This is a genomic window from Rhodovulum sp. FJ3 (assembly GCF_032918305.1).
In the GTDB taxonomy this organism is placed as follows: Bacteria; Pseudomonadota; Alphaproteobacteria; order Rhodobacterales; family Rhodobacteraceae; genus SAT37.
The window spans coordinates 1-17,801 of record NZ_JAWJUU010000001.1 but is presented as its reverse complement, the minus strand read 5'-3'; the positions used below and the strand labels follow the sequence as shown (position 1 = coordinate 17,801).

Annotated in this window: 15 protein-coding genes, 1 tRNA gene and 1 pseudogene; 8 read left to right on the top strand and 9 right to left on the bottom strand. The window is 59.0% G+C overall.

Going from position 1 to position 17,801, the window contains the following annotated elements:
- The first annotated feature begins 11 nt into the window (after positions 1 to 11).
- The 8 genes from sufB to R1W00_RS00050 all read left to right on the top strand — a co-directional run bounded on the left by sufB (position 12) and on the right by R1W00_RS00050 (position 6,530).
- The gene (sufB, locus tag R1W00_RS00085) at positions 12 to 1,535 is read left to right on the top strand and encodes a Fe-S cluster assembly protein SufB (RefSeq protein ID WP_317260674.1); all 1,524 of its coding nucleotides are present in this window, start codon (positions 12 to 14) and stop codon (positions 1,533 to 1,535) included.
- 78 nt (positions 1,536 to 1,613) lie between these two features.
- A complete protein-coding gene (locus R1W00_RS00080) occupies positions 1,614 to 1,925 on the top strand; it encodes a YbjQ family protein (protein WP_317260673.1) in 312 nt (103 codons plus the stop codon).
- A gap of 64 nt (positions 1,926 to 1,989) precedes the next feature.
- A complete protein-coding gene (gene sufC / locus R1W00_RS00075) occupies positions 1,990 to 2,745 on the top strand; it encodes a Fe-S cluster assembly ATPase SufC (protein ID WP_317260672.1) in 756 nt (251 codons plus the stop codon).
- Entirely contained in the window at positions 2,745 to 4,037 is a 1,293-nt protein-coding gene (gene sufD, locus R1W00_RS00070; protein ID WP_317260671.1) for a Fe-S cluster assembly protein SufD, read from the top strand. The genes sufC and sufD overlap by 1 nt, the downstream gene beginning before the upstream one ends.
- Complete coding sequence (locus tag R1W00_RS00065; RefSeq protein ID WP_317260670.1) at positions 4,037 to 4,537, top strand: YIP1 family protein; 501 nt, start codon at positions 4,037 to 4,039, stop codon at positions 4,535 to 4,537. Before sufD ends, R1W00_RS00065 begins: the two co-directional genes overlap by 1 nt.
- Positions 4,538 to 4,549: 12 nt before the next feature.
- The gene (locus R1W00_RS00060; RefSeq protein ID WP_317260669.1) at positions 4,550 to 5,155 is read left to right on the top strand and encodes a YIP1 family protein; all 606 of its coding nucleotides are present in this window, start codon (positions 4,550 to 4,552) and stop codon (positions 5,153 to 5,155) included.
- Position 5,156: 1 nt separating this feature from the next.
- On the top strand, positions 5,157 to 6,377 hold the full coding sequence (locus R1W00_RS00055; protein WP_317260668.1) for a cysteine desulfurase: 1,221 nt from the start codon (positions 5,157 to 5,159) through the stop codon (positions 6,375 to 6,377).
- Between the two features lie 76 nt (positions 6,378 to 6,453).
- Positions 6,454 to 6,530, top strand: a tRNA-Arg gene (locus R1W00_RS00050).
- A gap of 121 nt (positions 6,531 to 6,651) precedes the next feature.
- On the opposite strand, the gene R1W00_RS00045 is transcribed toward R1W00_RS00050, so the two are convergent.
- The 9 genes and pseudogenes from R1W00_RS00045 to R1W00_RS00005 form a co-directional block, all read right to left on the bottom strand.
- Positions 6,652 to 11,850: an Ig-like domain-containing protein gene (locus R1W00_RS00045; RefSeq protein ID WP_317260667.1), complete on the bottom strand. Its 5,199-nt coding sequence runs from the start codon at positions 11,848 to 11,850 to the stop codon at positions 6,652 to 6,654.
- A 483-nt stretch (positions 11,851 to 12,333) separates the two neighbouring features.
- Positions 12,334 to 13,170 (bottom strand): NAD(P)-dependent oxidoreductase, encoded by an 837-nt coding sequence (locus R1W00_RS00040; RefSeq protein ID WP_317260666.1) that lies wholly within the window; start codon positions 13,168 to 13,170, stop codon positions 12,334 to 12,336.
- Entirely contained in the window at positions 13,164 to 13,973 is an 810-nt protein-coding gene (locus R1W00_RS00035) for a glycosyltransferase (protein WP_317260665.1), read from the bottom strand. The genes R1W00_RS00040 and R1W00_RS00035 overlap by 7 nt, the downstream gene beginning before the upstream one ends.
- Positions 13,973 to 15,193 (bottom strand): NAD-dependent epimerase/dehydratase family protein, encoded by a 1,221-nt coding sequence (locus tag R1W00_RS00030; RefSeq protein ID WP_317260664.1) that lies wholly within the window; start codon positions 15,191 to 15,193, stop codon positions 13,973 to 13,975. The genes R1W00_RS00035 and R1W00_RS00030 overlap by 1 nt, the downstream gene beginning before the upstream one ends.
- Positions 15,194 to 15,570: 377 nt before the next feature.
- A complete protein-coding gene (locus R1W00_RS00025) occupies positions 15,571 to 15,945 on the bottom strand; it encodes a hypothetical protein (protein ID WP_317260663.1) in 375 nt (124 codons plus the stop codon).
- A 416-nt stretch (positions 15,946 to 16,361) separates the two neighbouring features.
- Entirely contained in the window at positions 16,362 to 16,544 is a 183-nt protein-coding gene (locus R1W00_RS00020; protein ID WP_317260662.1) for a hypothetical protein, read from the bottom strand.
- Positions 16,544 to 16,807: a hypothetical protein gene (locus R1W00_RS00015; RefSeq protein ID WP_317260661.1), complete on the bottom strand. Its 264-nt coding sequence runs from the start codon at positions 16,805 to 16,807 to the stop codon at positions 16,544 to 16,546. The genes R1W00_RS00020 and R1W00_RS00015 overlap by 1 nt, the downstream gene beginning before the upstream one ends.
- Before the next feature lie 53 nt (positions 16,808 to 16,860).
- Complete coding sequence (locus tag R1W00_RS00010) at positions 16,861 to 17,259, bottom strand: pentapeptide repeat-containing protein (RefSeq protein ID WP_317260660.1); 399 nt, start codon at positions 17,257 to 17,259, stop codon at positions 16,861 to 16,863.
- Positions 17,256 to 17,801: pseudogene (locus tag R1W00_RS00005) on the bottom strand (hypothetical protein); the annotation flags it as partial. The pseudogene R1W00_RS00005 and the gene R1W00_RS00010, both read right to left, overlap by 4 nt.

Genomic DNA, 17,801 nt, shown 5'->3' with positions numbered 1-17,801 from the left:
AGGAAACGCGAATGGAACCTGTCAAAGAGACCGAAGTGCGCGAAGGCGTCGATCGCGAGACGGTTGAAACCGTCAACGCGATGGCCGGCAAGTACAAGTACGGCTGGGAAACCGAAATCGAGATGGAATATGCCCCCAAGGGCCTGTCCGAAGATATCGTGCGCCTGATTTCGCAGAAAAACGAAGAACCCGAATGGATGACCGAATGGCGTCTGCAGGCGTTTCAGCGCTGGCAGTCGATGGACGAACCCGATTGGGCGATGGTCAACTATCCCGAGATCGATTTTCAGGACCAGTATTACTATGCCCGTCCGAAATCGATGGAGGAAAAGCCCAAGTCGCTGGACGAGGTCGATCCCAAACTGCTGGCGACCTATGAAAAGCTGGGCATCCCTCTCAAGGAACAGATGATCCTTGCAGGTGTTGAGGGCGCCGAGGACATGCCCGCCGAAGGCCGCAAGGTCGCGGTGGACGCGGTTTTTGACTCGGTTTCGGTCGGCACCACCTTTCAGGCCGAGTTGAAAAAGGCCGGTGTGATCTTCTGCTCGATCTCCGAGGCGATCAAAGAGCACCCCGAACTGGTCAAGAAATATCTGGGCAGCGTCGTGCCCCAGTCGGACAACTTCTATGCCACGCTGAACTCGGCTGTGTTCTCGGACGGCTCGTTTGTCTACATCCCGCCGGGGGTGCGTTGCCCGATGGAACTGTCCACCTATTTCCGCATCAACGCGGAAAACACCGGCCAGTTTGAGCGCACGCTGATCATCGCGGACAAGGGCTCTTATGTGTCCTACCTTGAGGGCTGTACCGCCCCGCAACGCGACACGGCCCAGCTGCACGCCGCCGTGGTCGAGATCGTGATCGAGGAAGATGCCGAGGTCAAATATTCGACCGTTCAGAACTGGTTCCCCGGTGACGAAGAGGGCAAGGGCGGCATCTATAACTTTGTGACCAAACGTGCCGATTGCCGTGGTGACCGCGCCAAGGTCATGTGGACGCAGGTCGAAACCGGCTCGGCGGTGACGTGGAAATACCCGTCCTGCATCCTGCGTGGGGACGACAGTCAGGGTGAGTTCTACTCGATCGCCATCACCAACAACATGCAGCAGGCCGACACCGGCACCAAGATGATCCATCTGGGCAAGAACACGAAATCGCGCATCGTCTCCAAGGGGATCAGCGCGGGCAAGGCCCAGAACACCTATCGTGGTCTCGTGTCCATGCACCCCAAGGCCAAGGACAGCCGCAACTACACCCAGTGTGACAGCCTGTTGATCGGGTCGGAATGCGGGGCGCACACGGTTCCCTATATCGAGGTCAAGAACAACAGCAGCCGCGTCGAACACGAGGCGACCACGTCCAAGGTGGATGATGATCAGCTGTTCTATTGCCGCTCGCGCGGGATGGACGAAGAAGAGGCCGTCGCGCTGGTCGTGAACGGCTTCTGTAAAGAGGTCCTTCAGGCGCTGCCGATGGAATTCGCGATGGAAGCACAACAGCTGGTCGCGATCTCGCTGGAAGGGTCGGTCGGCTAAAATTGGCGAACGGCACCTGTGCCGTTCGGCGATTGCTACGCCAACGAAGTCACAACAGTAATCCGAGGAGTTACGGCCATGATCGTCACTACCACCGGCTCGGTCGAGGGCTATCAGATCGCGGAATATAAGGGCATCGTCACGGGCGAGGCCATTATGGGTGCGAATATCGTACGCGATATCTTTGCCCAGATCACCGATGTGATCGGCGGTCGCGCAGGCAGCTATGAGGCGAAACTGGCCGATGCGCGCGAAACCGCGCTGGGTGAAATGCAGGACCGTGCACACGCCCTTGGGGCCAATGCAATCGTGGGCGTCGATCTGGATTACGAAGTTATCAACAACATGCTGATGGTGTCGGCCTCGGGCACGGCTGTGCAACTGGGCTGACGTCATCAAGGGAACAATCGGGGCGGCTCAACGGATCGTCCTTAGGGAATATTGGGAAAGAAAAATGCTGGAAATCAAGAACCTGCACGTCAAACTTGAAGAAGAGGACAAGCAGATCCTCAAAGGTGTCGACCTGACCGTCGAGGCCGGCAAGGTGCACGCAATCATGGGCCCGAACGGGTCCGGTAAATCGACCCTGTCCTATGTCCTGTCGGGCAAGGACGGCTATGAGGTCACGGATGGCTCGGCCACGCTGGCCGGTGAGGACCTGCTGGAGATGGAGGCCGAAGAGCGCGCCGCCGCCGGTCTGTTCCTTGCGTTCCAATATCCGGTCGAAATTCCGGGTGTGGGCAACATGACCTTCCTGCGCACCGCCGTGAACGCCCAACGCAAAGCGCGCGGTGAAGAAGAGATGAGCGCGGCGGACTTTCTGAAGGTCGTGCGCGAAAAGGCCAAGACGCTGAAGATCGATGCCGACATGCTGAAACGTCCCGTCAACACCGGCTTCTCGGGCGGTGAGAAAAAGCGCAACGAGATCCTGCAGATGGCGATGCTGGAACCCAAGATGTGCATCTTGGACGAGACGGACTCGGGGCTGGACGTAGACGCGATGAAACTGGTGTCCGAGGGTGTGAACGCCCTGCGTGACGCGGGTCGTGGGTTCCTTGTGATCACCCACTATCAGCGTCTGCTGGACCACATCAAACCCGATGTCGTGCACATCATGGCCAAGGGTCGCATCGTGAAAACCGGTGGTCCCGAACTGGCACTTGAGGTTGAAAACAACGGCTATGCCGACATTCTGGCGGAGGTCGACTAATGGCGCTGCCCAAGGTAAAGCAAGACGCGACGGATGCCCGTCTGGCGGCGCTTGGCCCGGTGGACGGTGACGGCTGGCTGGGCGCGGCGCGCACGGCGGCTGTGGCCCGCGTGGCCGACATGGGTCTGCCGACCCGCCGCGACGAGTACTGGAAATACACCAACCCGACCGATCTGGTCTCGGTCGATCCTGCCTCGGCGGCGGTGTTCGATGCGGGCGACGAAACCCCGATTTTCGACGACGTCGATGCGGTTAAGGTCGTTTTTGTCGACGGTGTGTTCGATGCAGATGCCTCGGACGACCTGACGCTGGCCGGTGTGGAAATCGAACGTCTGGCCGGTGCCGGCGCGGCCGATATCCATTGGGCCAAGGACCTGTATGGTGCTCTGGAAACCCGTGGTCAGACGCCGGTGGCCCGTCCTCTGGCCGCGCTGAACACGGCCTATGCGACGGATGGTTTGTTGATCCGTGCGACGGCCAAGGCCGAAAAGCCCGTGCGTCTGGTCTATCTGCATCAGGACACGGCCTCGGACGCGACCCTGCACCATGTGATCAAGGTCGAAGAGGGCGCAGAACTGACCGTTCTGGAGAACGGCCCCGCCGCCGCGCGCTTCAACAAGGTGATGGAGGTCGAGGTCGCAGACCGCGCCGCGTTCCACCACGTCCGTGCCCAAGGCCGTGACCATGAACGCCGTGCTGTGACGCATATCTTTACGCGTCTGGGCACCGAGAGCCTGTTCAAATCCTTTACCCTGACCGCGAACGGCGTTCTGACCCGCAATGAGGTCGTGATCGAACTGACCGGTGATGACGCAAGCGCCCATGTGGCGGGTGCGGCGATGGGCGACGGCGCGAACTTCCTGCACGACGATACCGTGTTCATCACCCATGACGCCGAGCGCTGTGAAAGCCGTCAGGTGTTCAAAAAGGTGCTGCGTAACGGGGCGACCGGCGTGTTCCAAGGCAAGATCTTGGTCAAAGAAGGCGCACAGAAAACCGACGGGTATCAGATTTCGCAATCCCTGCTGTTGGACGACGACGCCCAGTTTCTGGCCAAGCCGGAACTGGAAATCTACGCCGACGACGTGGCCTGTTCGCACGGCTCGACCTCGGGTGCGATTGACGAAACCGCGCTGTTCTACCTGCGCTCGCGTGGTGTGCCGCAGAAACAGGCGGAAAACCTGCTGACGCTGGCCTTTCTTGCCGAAGCGATTGAAGAAATCGCGGATGAGGCATTGGGCGAGCAAATCCGCGACCGTCTGGCGGCGTGGATGGACCGGCGTCTGGGCTGATGTCGGTTTCGCGGGATATTGTCCGCACCTATCTGGCGCCGCGTGAGGTCATGCGGCGCCGGATCGGCGACACGGTGCGCGAGGACCGCGCGCTTGTGATCCTGTATGTCGGATGCCTGTTGGTGTTCGTGTCCCAACTGCCGCGCCTGTCGCGGGAGGCCTATCTGGACCCCAGTATCCCCTATGACGCCCGTGTCAGCGGGGCCCTGTGGGCGTGGATCATTTTTGTGCCGCTGGCGTTTTACGCCATTGCCGCCGTGGCCCATATCATCGCCCGTCTGTTTGGCGGTCGCGGAACGTGGTTCACGGCGCGGATGGGTCTGTTCTGGGCCTTTTTGGCGTCGTCGCCTCTGTGGCTGTTGAACGGGCTGGTTCAGGCGTTTATGGGGCAGGGGGCCGAGGCGACATTCGTCTCGGGTCTGTGTCTGGCGGTGTTTCTGGTGTTCTCGGTCTTCGGTCTGCGTGAGGCCGAGTTCGGCCCAGCGTCACCCGCCCAATAACGCGAAGGTCCGATGCCCGATCTGAAAACCCTGTTCATTGATCTGACCAGTTTAACCCTGCGCGAACCGCGCAAGGCGGCGGCGCGTGTTCTGGCGATACAGGTCCCGCGCCCGGTTCTGTGGCAGGCCTTGGTCCTCGCCGTCGTGCTGGTCGCGATACTGCAAACCCTGTTTGCGTATGTATTTTTGTTGCAAGGGCACGCGGTCTGGGCGTTCGTCGTGGTTAATCCACTGATTTTCACAGGCATATCTCTTGGCACGACCGTTGTGACGGTCCACGCGATCCACTTGATCGGGATCCGATGCGACGGAAGCGGCGATTTGGATGGGTCTCTGAAGATTACGATTTGGCTGCAAGTGCTGTCATTGCTGTTCGGTGCGGCGGAACTGATCCTGCTGCCGTTGTCGCAGATCCTCTCGAAACTGGTGAGCTTCGCCAGCCTCGGTATTCTGGTTTGGCTGATGACGGTGTTCATCGCCGTCCTGCACGGATTTCAGTCCTATGCAAAGGTCCTGTTCGGGATCATTGTGTCGGCCCTGATGCTGAGCATAGCTCTTATTTTTCTGATAATTATTCTACTGTCGGTGACGGGCCTGTCGTCTGTCTTGGGGGTCTAACATGTATGATGTCGATAAAATCCGCGCGGATTTCCCTATCCTGTCGCGTGAGGTGAACGGCAAGCCGCTGGTCTATCTGGACAACGGGGCCTCGGCGCAGAAACCGCAGGTGGTGATCGACGCGATCACACAGGCCTATTCGATGGAATACGCCAACGTGCACCGCGGTCTGCACTATCTGTCGAACCTCGCCACCGAAAAATACGAGGGCGTGCGCGGGATCGTGGCCAAGTTCCTTGGGGCCAAGGACGAGGACGAGATCGTTTTCACCAGCGGCACCACCGAGGGCATCAACCTGATCGCCTATGGCTGGGCCATGCCGCGGTTTGAGGCGGGCGATGAGATCGTCCTGTCGGTGATGGAGCATCACGCCAACATCGTGCCGTGGCATTTCCTGCGAGAACGTCAGGGCGTTGTCCTCAAATGGGTGGACGTGGACGCCACCGGCAACCTTGATCCTCAGGCGGTTCTGGACGCCATCGGGCCGCGCACCAAATTGGTCGCGGTGACCCAGATGTCGAACGTTCTGGGCACGGTTGTGGACGTCAAAACCATCGTTGACGGCGCGCATGAACGCGGCGTGCCGGTTCTGGTCGACGGGTCCCAAGGCTCGGTCCATATGGCGGTCAATGTCGATGAACTGGGCGCGGATTTCTACGCGATCACGGGGCACAAGCTCTACGGTCCGTCGGGGTCTGGTGCGATCCATATCCGCAAGGAACGCATGGCCGAGATGCGCCCGTTCATGGGCGGGGGCGACATGATCCGTGAGGTGACCCGCGACGCGGTGACCTATAACGATCCGCCGATGAAGTTCGAGGCCGGCACGCCCGGTATCGTTCAGACGATCGGGTTGGGCGTTGCGCTGAACTATATGATGGATGTGGGCATGGACAACATCGCCGCGCATGAGCGCGCGTTGACCGACTATGCCCGCGCGCGTCTGGATGGGCTGAACTGGCTGAACGTGCAGGGGAACGCGGCGAACAAGGGGGCGATTTTCTCCTTTACGCTCGAAGGTGCTGCGCATGCGCATGACATCTCGACCGTCCTTGATAAAAAGGGCGTCGCAGTGCGTGCAGGGCATCATTGCGCGGGGCCTTTGATGGAGCATCTGGGCGTCTCGGCCACCTGCCGCGCGTCCTTTGCGATGTACAACACCACCGCCGAGGTCGACGCCTTGGTGGAGGCGCTGGAACTCTGCCACGACCTGTTCGCGTAACCGCGCGCACAAACCCCGCACAGGACGACAAAGCGTTTGCAGGGCAAATCGCTTTGTCGTATAGCGGGGCCAAGACGCACCCGTAGCTCAGCTGGATAGAGCGCTGCCCTCCGAAGGCAGAGGCCAAAGGTTCGAATCCTTTCGGGTGCGCCACTTTCTCAATCATCTCTGATCGTTGCGGCCCGTTTGCGGGATGGTCTTCTGTGTTTGATCTGGACTGCGTGCATGAAAAAGGGGCGCCGAAGCGCCCCTTTGGTTGGTCATGTGAGTGGGTTTAGCCGAGGAACAGGCTGTCGCTGTCCAACAGTTCGTCCAGCGTCGTTCGGAATTCGGTCGACTGGAAGCGGGCGACATCCGTAAAGGTGCCGTCGCCATTGATGCTGACCTCGATCGTTTGCTGGTTGAACTGGTTGACGCCCAGCGTGACGTAATCGGTCAGATCATCGGTGGCCGCATCGTAGTTCAACAGCAGGGCGCTGATGTCGATTTGGTCGCCTTGTTCCGCCGAGAAGTCGTTGATCCGGTCGGTGCTGTTGATGTCGTCGATCACGAAAGTATCCGCGCCCGCGCCACCCGTCAGGCTATCGTTGCCGATGCCGCCGTTCAGGGTGTCATCGCCGTCACTGCCGCTCAGGACGTCATTGCCGCCTTGACCCAGCAGGAGTTCATCGCCGGTGTTGCCGTAGATGTCATCGCGGAACTCGGTGCCCGAGATCCCCTCGACATTGGTCACGACATTCCCGAATTGCAGCGCCGTTTCCAGACCCGAGCGCACGACCAACCCGTCGACCGTCACCACCTCGCCGTCGACCTCTCCGGTAAAGCCGCGCGTGTACACGGTGTAGGCATAGGGCGACAGGTCGTCGATGTTGTTGATGGTCTCTAGATCGGTGTAAGTCGCGTTGAACTGGTTCAACGTACCGACATAGCGTCCTTGGCCGTCTTGGGCCGTCAGTTGCAACAGGTCGTGTGCACCTTCTTCTCCGTTCAGCAACTGACCGGTCTGTGCCTCCTCAACCAGGATGTTGGCGTCATCCTGCACCTCGATCGTGATGGCGCTCTCGGTGGTGAAAGTGCCATCCGTCACCGCTACCGTCAGATCGTACGTCTCGGCGATCACGGCCGCATCGGGTTTCAGAACGCCAGTCGAGCTGATGACACCGGTTTCCGCGTCGATGGTGAACAGACCGTCGTCGTTGCCCCCCACAATCGCATAGCTGAGGGTGTCGCCATCCAGATCGGACGCCTGAACCTGATAGAGCGCTTTGCCAACGCCGCTGTCCTGTGTGAACACCACCAGATGTTCGCTGACCACGTCGGGCGCGTCCAACTGGTTCACAATGGTGATGGTCGCCGTTGCGGTGGTGGTGTCGTTGCCGTCGGACACGGTGTAGGTGAAGGTATCTGTCCCGACAAAGTCCTCTTCAGGGATGTAGAGAACCGTGTTGTCGTTTTGCAGACGGATCACACCGTGTTCCGCGCCTTCGACCGAGACGAGGACAAGGGTGCCACCGTCGGCATCGCTGTCGTTCTGGGTCAGTTCCAGCGTGGTAAAGTTGGTGCGGGCGTCCTCGTTGATGGTCAGTTGATCATCCACCGCGACGGGGCCGATGTTCTGGCTGCCTTCCGGTTTGACCAGATCGTTTGTGGCAAAGACCTCACCGCTCTGGAATTCGACGATTTCGACGTCAACCACACGATCCAGACCATCAGGCCCACGGAAGATGACCGTCTCGCCTTCACGGTAGATCGCATAGTCGGCGCGCGCGCCGCTAAAGATCACGCGGTCAGTGCCCGCGCCACCGTGGATGCCGTCATCCCCCTTGCCGCCGATGATAAAGTCGTTGCCTTCACCACCTGCGAAATGGTCCTCTTGGTTCGTCCCGATCAGAAGATCGTCATCGGCGGTGCCGGTGTCGATGATCCCCTGTTGGAAATGCTCGCCGCCACGATCTTCCCACCATGCCGGTTGGTTGGCGTTCTGTTCGTACAGGAATTCCGCACGGGGGCTGGTGTCGGCCAGATCCGATAGGAAGCTGAAGAAGCCATAGATCGACGGTTCGCCCACGCTGCCGTGGTTCATGAATGCGCCATCGCCGATTTCACGCCAGACGTCCCAGATTTGTTCAAACAGAACGCGCATAAAGTCGCTGCGATAAAAGCCCTCGTAAAAGTCGACAAGGCTCTCGGCCACGTCTTGCGGCAGATCGGTGTTGTCAAAGTGCAAGAGGTGCGCACCGCCCTCATAATCCGTCAGGTCCAGACCGTATTGGTCGGCCAAACGGCGCTGTTCATAGAGGAATTCAGCGGTGTAGGGGATCGAGAACTCGTATTCTGGGTCCTGTAGCAGGTTAAAGAGATACTCGTTCGCATCGACATTGGGATCGTTGATCGCCTCAATCAACAGGGCGCGCTCTTCGTCGTCGGTGATCGTGTTGCCGCCAAAGTAGGTGGCAATCGCGATGGAATCGAACGTCTCGTTCACGGGGACATAGCTATCGGGATCGTTGATCTGCCATGCCTCGGATTCCAGATAGTATTCCGTGATCGCGGGGCGCGCGGCCTGTGATCCCAAGGTGTGATGCAACAGCGGTTTATCGCCGTCCTCAACCTTGTCGAATGCGGCGTTGAACCGTTGCGCGACCAGCGTGGCCTTATACGCGATATAGGCCGAGTGGGCGGGCTGATCCTCGGGCGAGACGCCCCAGACCTCAACCGCTTCGGCGCGCAGGTCGTGGGTGTCCTGATAGCCGTTGTTCCACAGCTCGTTGCCGTATTCGACCGTGACCTTCAGGTTCGGGTCAAGGTTATCACGCACATATTCGGCATAGTAATCGACGACCTCGTCATTGGCCTTGGTCGGGATGGTCAGCCACAGATCGGTGCCTGCCTCATTCGACAATGCGACCAGAACCTCAATCGGCACGCCGCTGGTCGTGGCATAGGTCGAGTGGTCCACGCGGGTCAGATCGTCCAGCGTTTCAATCGGGCTTTCGATCGTGCGCTGCCACGCCATGGTGCGGAATTCGCGGAAGTCCTGCAGGCGCTCAAGGCTCTCGGGGTTAAAGATCGCGCCCGAGTCATAGAGATCGACATATTCCTCTTTGACGATAGAGATGTTGCGGATGTAATCGCCCGTGTCGTTGGGGTCAGTGTCGGTCAGCTGGACCTCGAAGGTGCCGCTGTTGTGGCGGAACACGATTTCGCCCGGCTTTTCGCTGATGACTTCGGCGTCAAGGGCAAGGTTGATCTCGCCTTCGCCCTCATAGCGCAGCACATAGGTGCCTTCGCGCCCGATCACATCCGAGAAGATAAAGCCAAGGGTCGGCGCATCTTCGGGGATGTCGGTGGGCCAGCCGCTATCGTCGAGATAGCCCATCTCGTCCAGCTCATAGTAGTTGTACTTGCCGAACTCACCTGGCGCGTGGGCGTTGACCGGACGGCTGACGTTCATCAGGTTCAGGAAGGGCAGGGCGGACGTATAGTCGTTCGCACCCGTCAAACCGATTGAGCCCGAGCCGTTGTCGACGCCGAAGGCGCGGTCGGTTTGCGCGATCAGTTCCTCCGCCGAGGGGAAGTTCACGCCGCTTTCGGTGACGTCGATGTTCAGGGTCGACACGGTGGTCGCCGCGCCGTCGCTGACCGCGATGTCGATGGCGTAATCAACTGCCGGATCAAGCGCATCGCCATTGGCCAAGGTGACCGTGCCCGAGGTCTCGTCAATCGCGAACAGGCCGTCGTCATTGCCTCCCACGATGTCAAAGGTCAGGGCGTCGCCCTCGACATCGGTGGCCTCGATTTCGGCCACGGTGATGCCGCCCGGCGTGTTGGCCAGAACGGTGACACCTTGGGGTACGGTCACGACGGGGGCGTCGTTGACCTGTTGGACGCTGACCGTGACGGTCGCGGTTTTCTGGTCCCCATCATTGTCGCGCGCGGTGTAGGTAAAGGTCTCGGAACCCGAGAAATCGGCGTCGGGACGATAGGTGATCGTGCCATCCTCGTTCAGGAACACGCTGCCGTTTTCGGGGTCTTCGACCGAGACGATGCTGATGCGGTCGCCACTGTCATTGCCCAGAACGTTCAGCGTAACCTCGCCATCCTCCAGAACGCTGCTGCGGTCATCCTCGACCTCAAGGAACAGAGGTGCGGGCGGCAGAGGGGCGTCCACGACCAGATCGCGCAGAGCGACCGTGGTGCCGTCGTTCAGGCGGGCAAATTCGACGCCCGAAATGGTGCTGCGCGCGCCGATGCTGTCGATGATGGTGACATCGCCCGTGCCGTCGCCGTTGTCGTAGACGGTATAGCTCCCTTCGGCCAAGGTGATGCGCAGGGTGTCGGTGCCTTCGCCGCCGATGATGGTTTTCGCGCCGCCCTCAAGGATCAGCGTGTCGTTACCGGCCCCACCGTCCAGCGTGTCATCGCCCAGACGACCCTGTAGGTAATCGTCGCCGTCGCCGCCTTGGAAATGGTCGTCATAGTTGCCGCCGACAAAAGAGTCGTTGAACTTCGTGCCGCGCACCTTTTCAACGTTCAGCGCCAAGTGACCGAACTGCAATGCCGTATCCACGGCCGAATCCGACAGTTGCTGACCGGTGGTTTGCGAGGCGTTGTTGTTGATTGTACTGCGGTTGGCCGACACCAGTTCGCCGTTGAATTCGACCTGACGGGACGAGCTTGCGATCGAATAGGCAAGGTCGTCATTGCCGATGCCCAATTCACGTCCCAGCGCACCGAACACACCGACGTTTTCGACGCGAACGCCCTGTTTCTCACCCGAGAAATCGGCGAAATCGTCATCCTCGCCGCCGTCGTAGTAGGCGCCATAGCCGCCACGGATATAGGCAGTGTCATCGCCGTCTTCGCCAAAGATGGTCTTGTTGCCACCGGTCGAACGCAGATAGTCATCGCCCGCGCCCAGATAGACATCGGCGTCTTCGGTATAGCCGAAATAGCGGTCGTTAAAGGCCGTGGCGCGGATCGCCTCGACGTTCAACAGGACCGAGGCCAGTTGCGTCGTGGTTGCAAGGGCGGTAGAGGACAACAGCTCGCCGCTACGGGTCAGGCTGTTTTCAAACAGGCTAAAGTAGTTCGCGGTGACCTCTTGGCCGCCAATGGTCGCGGTGGCGCCGCGTTCGTTAATGACGAACCCCGTCTGGTCGCTGCTCACGCCCAACTCACGCCCAAGGGCGGAATAGCGCGACAGGCCGCTGATATCGACGCCTTGGTCGTTCTGGACGTTCACGGCGTCATAACCGTCGCCCGCGTCCACGAAAACGCCCGGCGTTTCGACGTCAATAATCGAGTCCTGCGCGTCCAGTTCAAAGCTTGTAAAAGATTGGGTCGCGTCACCAAACAGCGTCTCTTCGCCCGTGACATTCAGACCTTCGAGGGTCTCGAGAATGTCGGCGTTCAGGTCGGTCGCCGTGGTGACAGAAATCGAAGTGTCTGTGGAATTACTATCCGAGGCCATGGGGTGCCCTCCGTTGAAAATGCTCCGTACAGCCCACGTATCGGTGAGAAATCACCGCAGCCACTCACGGAAGCGTGAGTAAACTGCCTGTGAGAATTGGGGGGCGAAAGTCAGTGGTTCCAGACTGGAAACGATCTGTTTCTATGTGGAATTTGTCCGAATGGTAAGAGTGTTAACTTTTGATATTACAATGCAAAACAGTAGGTTATGCGTGTAAGCTAAAGTATAATTCCCGTGCCGGATTTCCCCCGCTTTTGATTGTGGCAGAAAGGTGGCAAGGGTGTGTGCTTGGTGAGGCGGCCGGTGAAACAAGCGCGGATCGGGCTTATTTTCATGGGAAATATCGCCAGCTCAAAACCGGCACAGCAGGCACATATTCACATATCTGTGTGAGGCGATGGAAAGTCTGGACAGACAGTTTTGTCGATCGAACGACAGAATCGCCAGCAAAAAGGTCGCGCGCGACTCAGTGGGGCATCCGTTTCAGGTCGCCGTGGCTAGCCGTGGCAGATCGGCCCACAGGCGCGCGGGACCACCGGGTGTCCAGCCCAGTTCGCGCAGGGGGGCGGTCTCCATCGCGCTGACCACGTTCGTGGCGGGCGGCGGCGGGGTGTGGGGCAGCCGCTCAACCCGCGCCAGTTCGCCCAACAGATCGTGGTGGTCCAACGTGAAATCCGACACGTTCCACACACCCGACGCGGCATCCGCATCCCACAGCAGGCGGATCGCGCGGGACAGGTCGTCGCCATGCACCTCGGTACTGCGACGGGGCGGGATCGGGCGACCCGCGCGGAAATCGTCAAACAGATCGGCCCATTTGTGGCGCTGACCCTTGGCGGGGGGGCCATAGACCCCCGTCGCGCGCAAGGACAGGCCCGATAGGGCGGGACCGGTCAGCGACGCCAGTGCCTGTTCGCCCTGTAATTTCACCTGTCCATAAAGGGTATCGGGGCGCGGGGGCAGGGCGGTCGTCAAGACTGTCCCCGCCGGATAATCGCCATAGACCGCGCGGGTCGACAAAAACACGATGCGGCCCACGCGGGCATCGCGGGCGGCCTCGAACAACGCGGCGGTCCCGTCGACATTGCGGCGGATGAACCGGCCCGGATCGTCGCCCTCACCCCCGCGATAACGTCCGGGCAGATGGTCAAACGCGCAATGGATTAGGGCGTTGACGCCACTAAGGTCCGGACGATCGCCAAGCTCAAACCGCACATCCCCTGACCGGCCAAGGGTCACCACACGGTGCCCCGCCGCCACCAGATCGCGGTGGATGAACGCCCCGACAAGGCCGCTTGCCCCCGTCAGCGCGATCAGCATGGGGCGGGCAGGTCGGACAGATCGGGGATCGGGCCATCACCGGCATAGGCGCGCCACAGGTCGATCAGCGGGCGCAGCTGATCCGCCTTGGCGTGATCTTGCCACGGCTTTTCGTACTGGAAATGCAGCACGCGGATATGCTCCCACGACCACAGGTCAGGCATGGCAAACCACACATATTGCAGCATATTGTCATAGACCGGCAGACCGTGCCAATCAGGGAAAAACGCCTGTAAAAACGTCTGATCGGTGCGCCGCCAGAACACGTCGGGCGTGTCCAACTTGGCCAGCATCCGGTCAAACGTCGCGGGGTTCGGGCGCGCGGTAAAGACGCCGGAATTCATACGGGTAAAGTCCGCGACGCTCTCATAGACATTCGGGGCGGCGCAGAATTCGGGATAGTCGAACAACCGGTCCAGCGGGCGCAGGACCAGCGTATCGGCATCCAGAAACACCACCCGATCATAGGGCAATTGCCACAGGCGCAGCTTGGCGAAATTGTCCAACGGCGTGTGGAAATCGGGCTTGGTCCCCTTGGTGAACGGGGCCGCACCGTGCAGCGCCCCGCGCGCATGGCGGGCGTTGAACGCGTCACTGGTCGGCAACAGGTCGACAGGGTGAAGGATCGCCCCCAGATCGGCCAGCGGGCGCAGGGCGTCCGCCCCGACACCGGCCGTATGCATCACCACAATATCGCCGCCCGTGCCCGAATGGCCGAGCGAGCGCACCAGTGCCCGCGCCCCAAGCGCAAAGTCGTCATTCGTCACAAGGGTCACACAGGCGCGGCGCAGATCATTCGCCATTACGAGACCGAGCGCAGCTGCCGCCCCTCGGGGTCGTGGTTGACCCGTGTGGCGATGTCCTTGGTCCATGCGCTGACCGCCGGTACGCGGCTGCGGTCGATGCGATGGGCGTATTTGCGCGCGACCTCGACCACCTCGGACATCAACCCATCGGCCAGCGTCGTCGGGTTCAGGCCCAGATCAAGGAAATGGTCGTTCTTGACGATCAGATCGTTCTCGGCGGCCTCTTTGCGCGGGTTCGGGAGGTTCGCGATTTCCGCGCCGGTCAGATCCGCGATCATATTGGCCAGATCGCGTACGCGGTGGGTTTCGGTCATCTGGTTGAAAATCTTGACGCGCTCGCCCGCCTTGGGCGCATCCGACAGGGCCAGTTCGATACAACGCACCGTGTCCTGCAGGTGGATGAACGCGCGGGTTTGCCCGCCGGTGCCATGCACGGTCAGGGGATAGTTGATCGCCGCCTGGATCAGGAACCGGTTCAGAACCGTGCCGTAATCGCCGTCATAATCGAACCGGTTGATCAGCTGCTCATGCCGGCGCGTCTGTTCGGTATGCGTACCCCAGACGATGCCCTGATGCAGGTCCGTGATCCGAAGCCCGTCGTTCTGCGCGTAGAACTGGAACAGGATCTGATCCAGCGACTTGGTCATGTGATAGACGCTGCCCGGACGGGTGGGATAGAGGATCTCCATCCCCTTCTTTTCGCCCTGCAGGTTCTCGATCTCGACGTCCAGATAGCCCTCGGGGATGGCGGCGCCGACGCTGCTGTAACCATAGACGCCCATGGTCCCCAGATGCACCAGATGCGCGTCGATGCCGGTCTCGACCAGCGCGGTCAATAGGTTATGCGTCGCCGAGACGTTGTTGTTGACCGTATAGACCTTGTGGTGGTCCGATTTCATCGAATAGGGCGCGGCGCGCTGTTCGGCGAAATGGATGATCGCATCGGGGCGACACTCGGCCAGCCAGTGACGCAGACGGTCGTAATCCTTGGCCAGATCCAGCAGGTGAAAGCGGATGCTCTCGCCGCTGATCTCTTTCCAGATACGACAGCGCTCTTGGATGGAATCCATCGGGGTCAGGGATTGCACGCCCAGTTCCGTGTCGATCCAGCGCCGCGACAGGTTGTCGATGATATGGACCTCATGGCCCTGATCGGACAGATGCAGCGACGTCGGCCAGCCACAAAACCCGTCCCCACCCAATACTGCGATTTTCATTGGACACCCCAATCTGATCTCTTGTCTGGATCGTCCTAGCGGGGCTGTGATGGGGGCAGTGTGACGGTTTGATAAAAGTTTTATGTCGGTTGGCGGGGCGGCGGGGGGCGGCCCGTTTGTTGGTTTTCTAGGGGCGGGGGGGCATGTCGGTAATGCGGGACTTTACTGCCATAAGCGAACGTACGCTTTTGGTTAGGCTCGTCCCGCCGCTACGGCCTCCGATACTGTATCTGTGCGTGGCTCTGGTCCCGTGGTGCCCACGACTTTGATCCTTGCTCTCCACAAGTCAGACAGTTGCAAGCGCAACCCGACAGCAACGACAGAGATGAGACGATGGCATTATTGCATGCCCAACTCTACGAGTTAGAAATTGAGGCTTACTTGACCTTTGTCTGGGCTTGAGTGCAGTCGTCGAATATGAACATATCTCGTGCCACTTCAGGCGAATCGATAGACCTGAATAGTAGCCGTGCCGAGTAGTCGCCTTTGGGATTAATTCCAAAATGAAGCACGCTGACTTCAAAGCTGTGCCCTTGTAGCTCTTTGCTATTCTTAACTGAATAAGCGAATTCCCGTCGAGCAACAGTTATGGCCTGCTCTTCGGTTTCAAATTTACACGAATCGAAAGCCCCCTCACCAGCCGCTTTTGAAATGGCAAAAAGGGCTACAGAACCGACAAAAGCGAGAGCTACAATACCGACAATAATGAGGGCGAACGTCATCGAAGCGGCAATAAGTCGAAACTTCAACAAATCAAAATCCTCTTCTCGAATCTCTTCTATCTAATTCAAAGGGGCCAGCCACAAAACCCGTCTCCACCCAATACTGCGATTTTCATTGGACACCCCAATCTGATCTGTTGTTTGGATCGTCCTGGCCGGGCTGTGATGGGGACAGTGTGACGGTTTGATAAAAGTTTTATGTCGGTTGGCGGGGCGGCGGGGGTCGGCCCGTTTGTTGGTTTTCTAGGGGCGGGGTGTGAATGTCTGTAATGCGGACAAAGTGAGCTTTCGCCGCGGCTGGTCCAATGGCGGCTCTCACTCTCAGCCTTCGCGAAAATCGACAAAGCTGTCGCCGTTCAGGATGAGTTTTCGACCAGGCAAAGAGTCAAAAAACTCAAGCAATTTGGCACGCGCCTGAACGCTGCGATCCTTGAAATGACGCGATCTCATTGCCGTTTTATGCCCTTTCGGTCACCGTAATCTTCCATGATCTCCTCGTGGAACGGCCCCAAGTCATCGTTAACCCACCAACCTTCCCAAAGGCACTGCGTACTTTTGGCGGCGGCTTCGGTTCGACCCTTCAACGTTTGGATGTCCAGATCGGTGTAAATATGATACTCGATTGCCATCACAGCCTCCCGATAGTTCCGTCAGAGCGGATGATTATCACATCGCCAAGCCCTTCGATTGGCCAGTTTTCAAATTGTTGCCGAAGGGCGTCTTCATCAACGCTGCTATCTTGCAGGCCAATGACGATGTTTGCAGCCTGGTCTTTTTCGACTTTGCCTTTTACTTCACTCCAAATGTTTCGGGCTCGGTCCTTTGAGGGCGCGTAGTGATCGTAAATCTCTCCGTTGATCAAATAGTCGGGGTTTTTGGGCCCTTCGACCACCACCAGGTTCTGAGTGACCTGTGAGTCATGACCGAAATCGTCAGGCGATCAAGCTACGAAAGCTGAGGGAAAGTTCGTTCCAGATTAGTCCCGGAAAATGTAAGCCCGACAACCTGCGCGCCTATGCACGTTGCTCTGAACCAGCTACCTCCAACAACTGTGGCATTTGTGAAATTGGCATTGTCAAGATTCGCTTTCGTGAAGTCGACATTCTTAAGGACCGCCCCAGAGAAATTTGCACCACCCAAGTTTGCGCCATAAAAATCAACGTTCTCCATAACCATGCCGGAAAAGTTCGAACCGGGTATCACGGCACCAGCCAGGTTGCGATCATCAAGAAGTACATCTCTGAAGTCCAATCCAAGCTCTTCAAGGAAAGTTCCATGGTCAAGGTTCCGACCCTGCCCATCGCTAAACGCATCTACGCGCTGTTGAAGATCAAGCTTTGTCATGGCCAGTATCCCACCCTGTCTGAGATTCCTCGGCGTTCAATTTCGTTCCTAAGAGCTTCAAGGTCTGCTTCGCTCAGGTTTTCTGTATCTATGATTACATTGTGACCCGCCGCCGACTCCCGCTCAACCTTTGAGATGTCCTTATCAATGTCAAAGCCACCAGCACTGGCAGGGAAATCGCTGCGAAAGCCCTTCACATCCCAGGCCTGACCATCTGCATCAATAAACTCAGCTGCACCAGTGGGATCGCGGACAATGGGGCCTGCAATCAGACCAGCTTCCTCGGCACCAAGACCAATCTTGCGTTCTTGTTCGGTTTTTCCATTAATAACGCCTCCTCTGGCGGGGTCGCTTGCCAAGGCGTCCAACTCTTCCTGCGTGCGCTCAGAGGCCAAAATATTCGGCCCCACCTCTGCTGGGATCGGTGTAGAGATGATGCTGTCGGTCGGATCATCAGGGATGGGCGATCCAGTATGGTTAGGCAGACCCAAGTCTTCAATGGGATAGGTTTCAAGCCATTGATCAAGCCGTTCTGGCGTGAA

Excerpts from the sequence above, each read along its gene's own strand:
- R1W00_RS00080 (WP_317260673.1), top strand. The coding sequence starts at position 1,614 with ATGATCGTCACTACCACCGGCTCGGTCGAGGGCTATCAGATCGCGGAA.
- R1W00_RS00060 (WP_317260669.1), top strand. The coding sequence starts at position 4,550 with ATGCCCGATCTGAAAACCCTGTTCATTGATCTGACCAGTTTAACCCTG.
- R1W00_RS00065 (WP_317260670.1), top strand. The coding sequence starts at position 4,037 with ATGTCGGTTTCGCGGGATATTGTCCGCACCTATCTGGCGCCGCGTGAG.
- R1W00_RS00010 (WP_317260660.1), bottom strand. The coding sequence starts at position 17,259 with ATGACAAAGCTTGATCTTCAACAGCGCGTAGATGCGTTTAGCGATGGG.
- sufB (WP_317260674.1), top strand. The coding sequence starts at position 12 with ATGGAACCTGTCAAAGAGACCGAAGTGCGCGAAGGCGTCGATCGCGAG.
- R1W00_RS00045 (WP_317260667.1), bottom strand. The coding sequence starts at position 11,850 with ATGGCCTCGGATAGTAATTCCACAGACACTTCGATTTCTGTCACCACG.
- R1W00_RS00055 (WP_317260668.1), top strand. The coding sequence starts at position 5,157 with ATGTATGATGTCGATAAAATCCGCGCGGATTTCCCTATCCTGTCGCGT.
- sufD (WP_317260671.1), top strand. The coding sequence starts at position 2,745 with ATGGCGCTGCCCAAGGTAAAGCAAGACGCGACGGATGCCCGTCTGGCG.
- R1W00_RS00035 (WP_317260665.1), bottom strand. The coding sequence starts at position 13,973 with ATGGCGAATGATCTGCGCCGCGCCTGTGTGACCCTTGTGACGAATGAC.
- R1W00_RS00040 (WP_317260666.1), bottom strand. The coding sequence starts at position 13,170 with ATGCTGATCGCGCTGACGGGGGCAAGCGGCCTTGTCGGGGCGTTCATC.
- sufC (WP_317260672.1), top strand. The coding sequence starts at position 1,990 with ATGCTGGAAATCAAGAACCTGCACGTCAAACTTGAAGAAGAGGACAAG.
- R1W00_RS00030 (WP_317260664.1), bottom strand. The coding sequence starts at position 15,193 with ATGAAAATCGCAGTATTGGGTGGGGACGGGTTTTGTGGCTGGCCGACG.
- R1W00_RS00020 (WP_317260662.1), bottom strand. The coding sequence starts at position 16,544 with ATGGCAATCGAGTATCATATTTACACCGATCTGGACATCCAAACGTTG.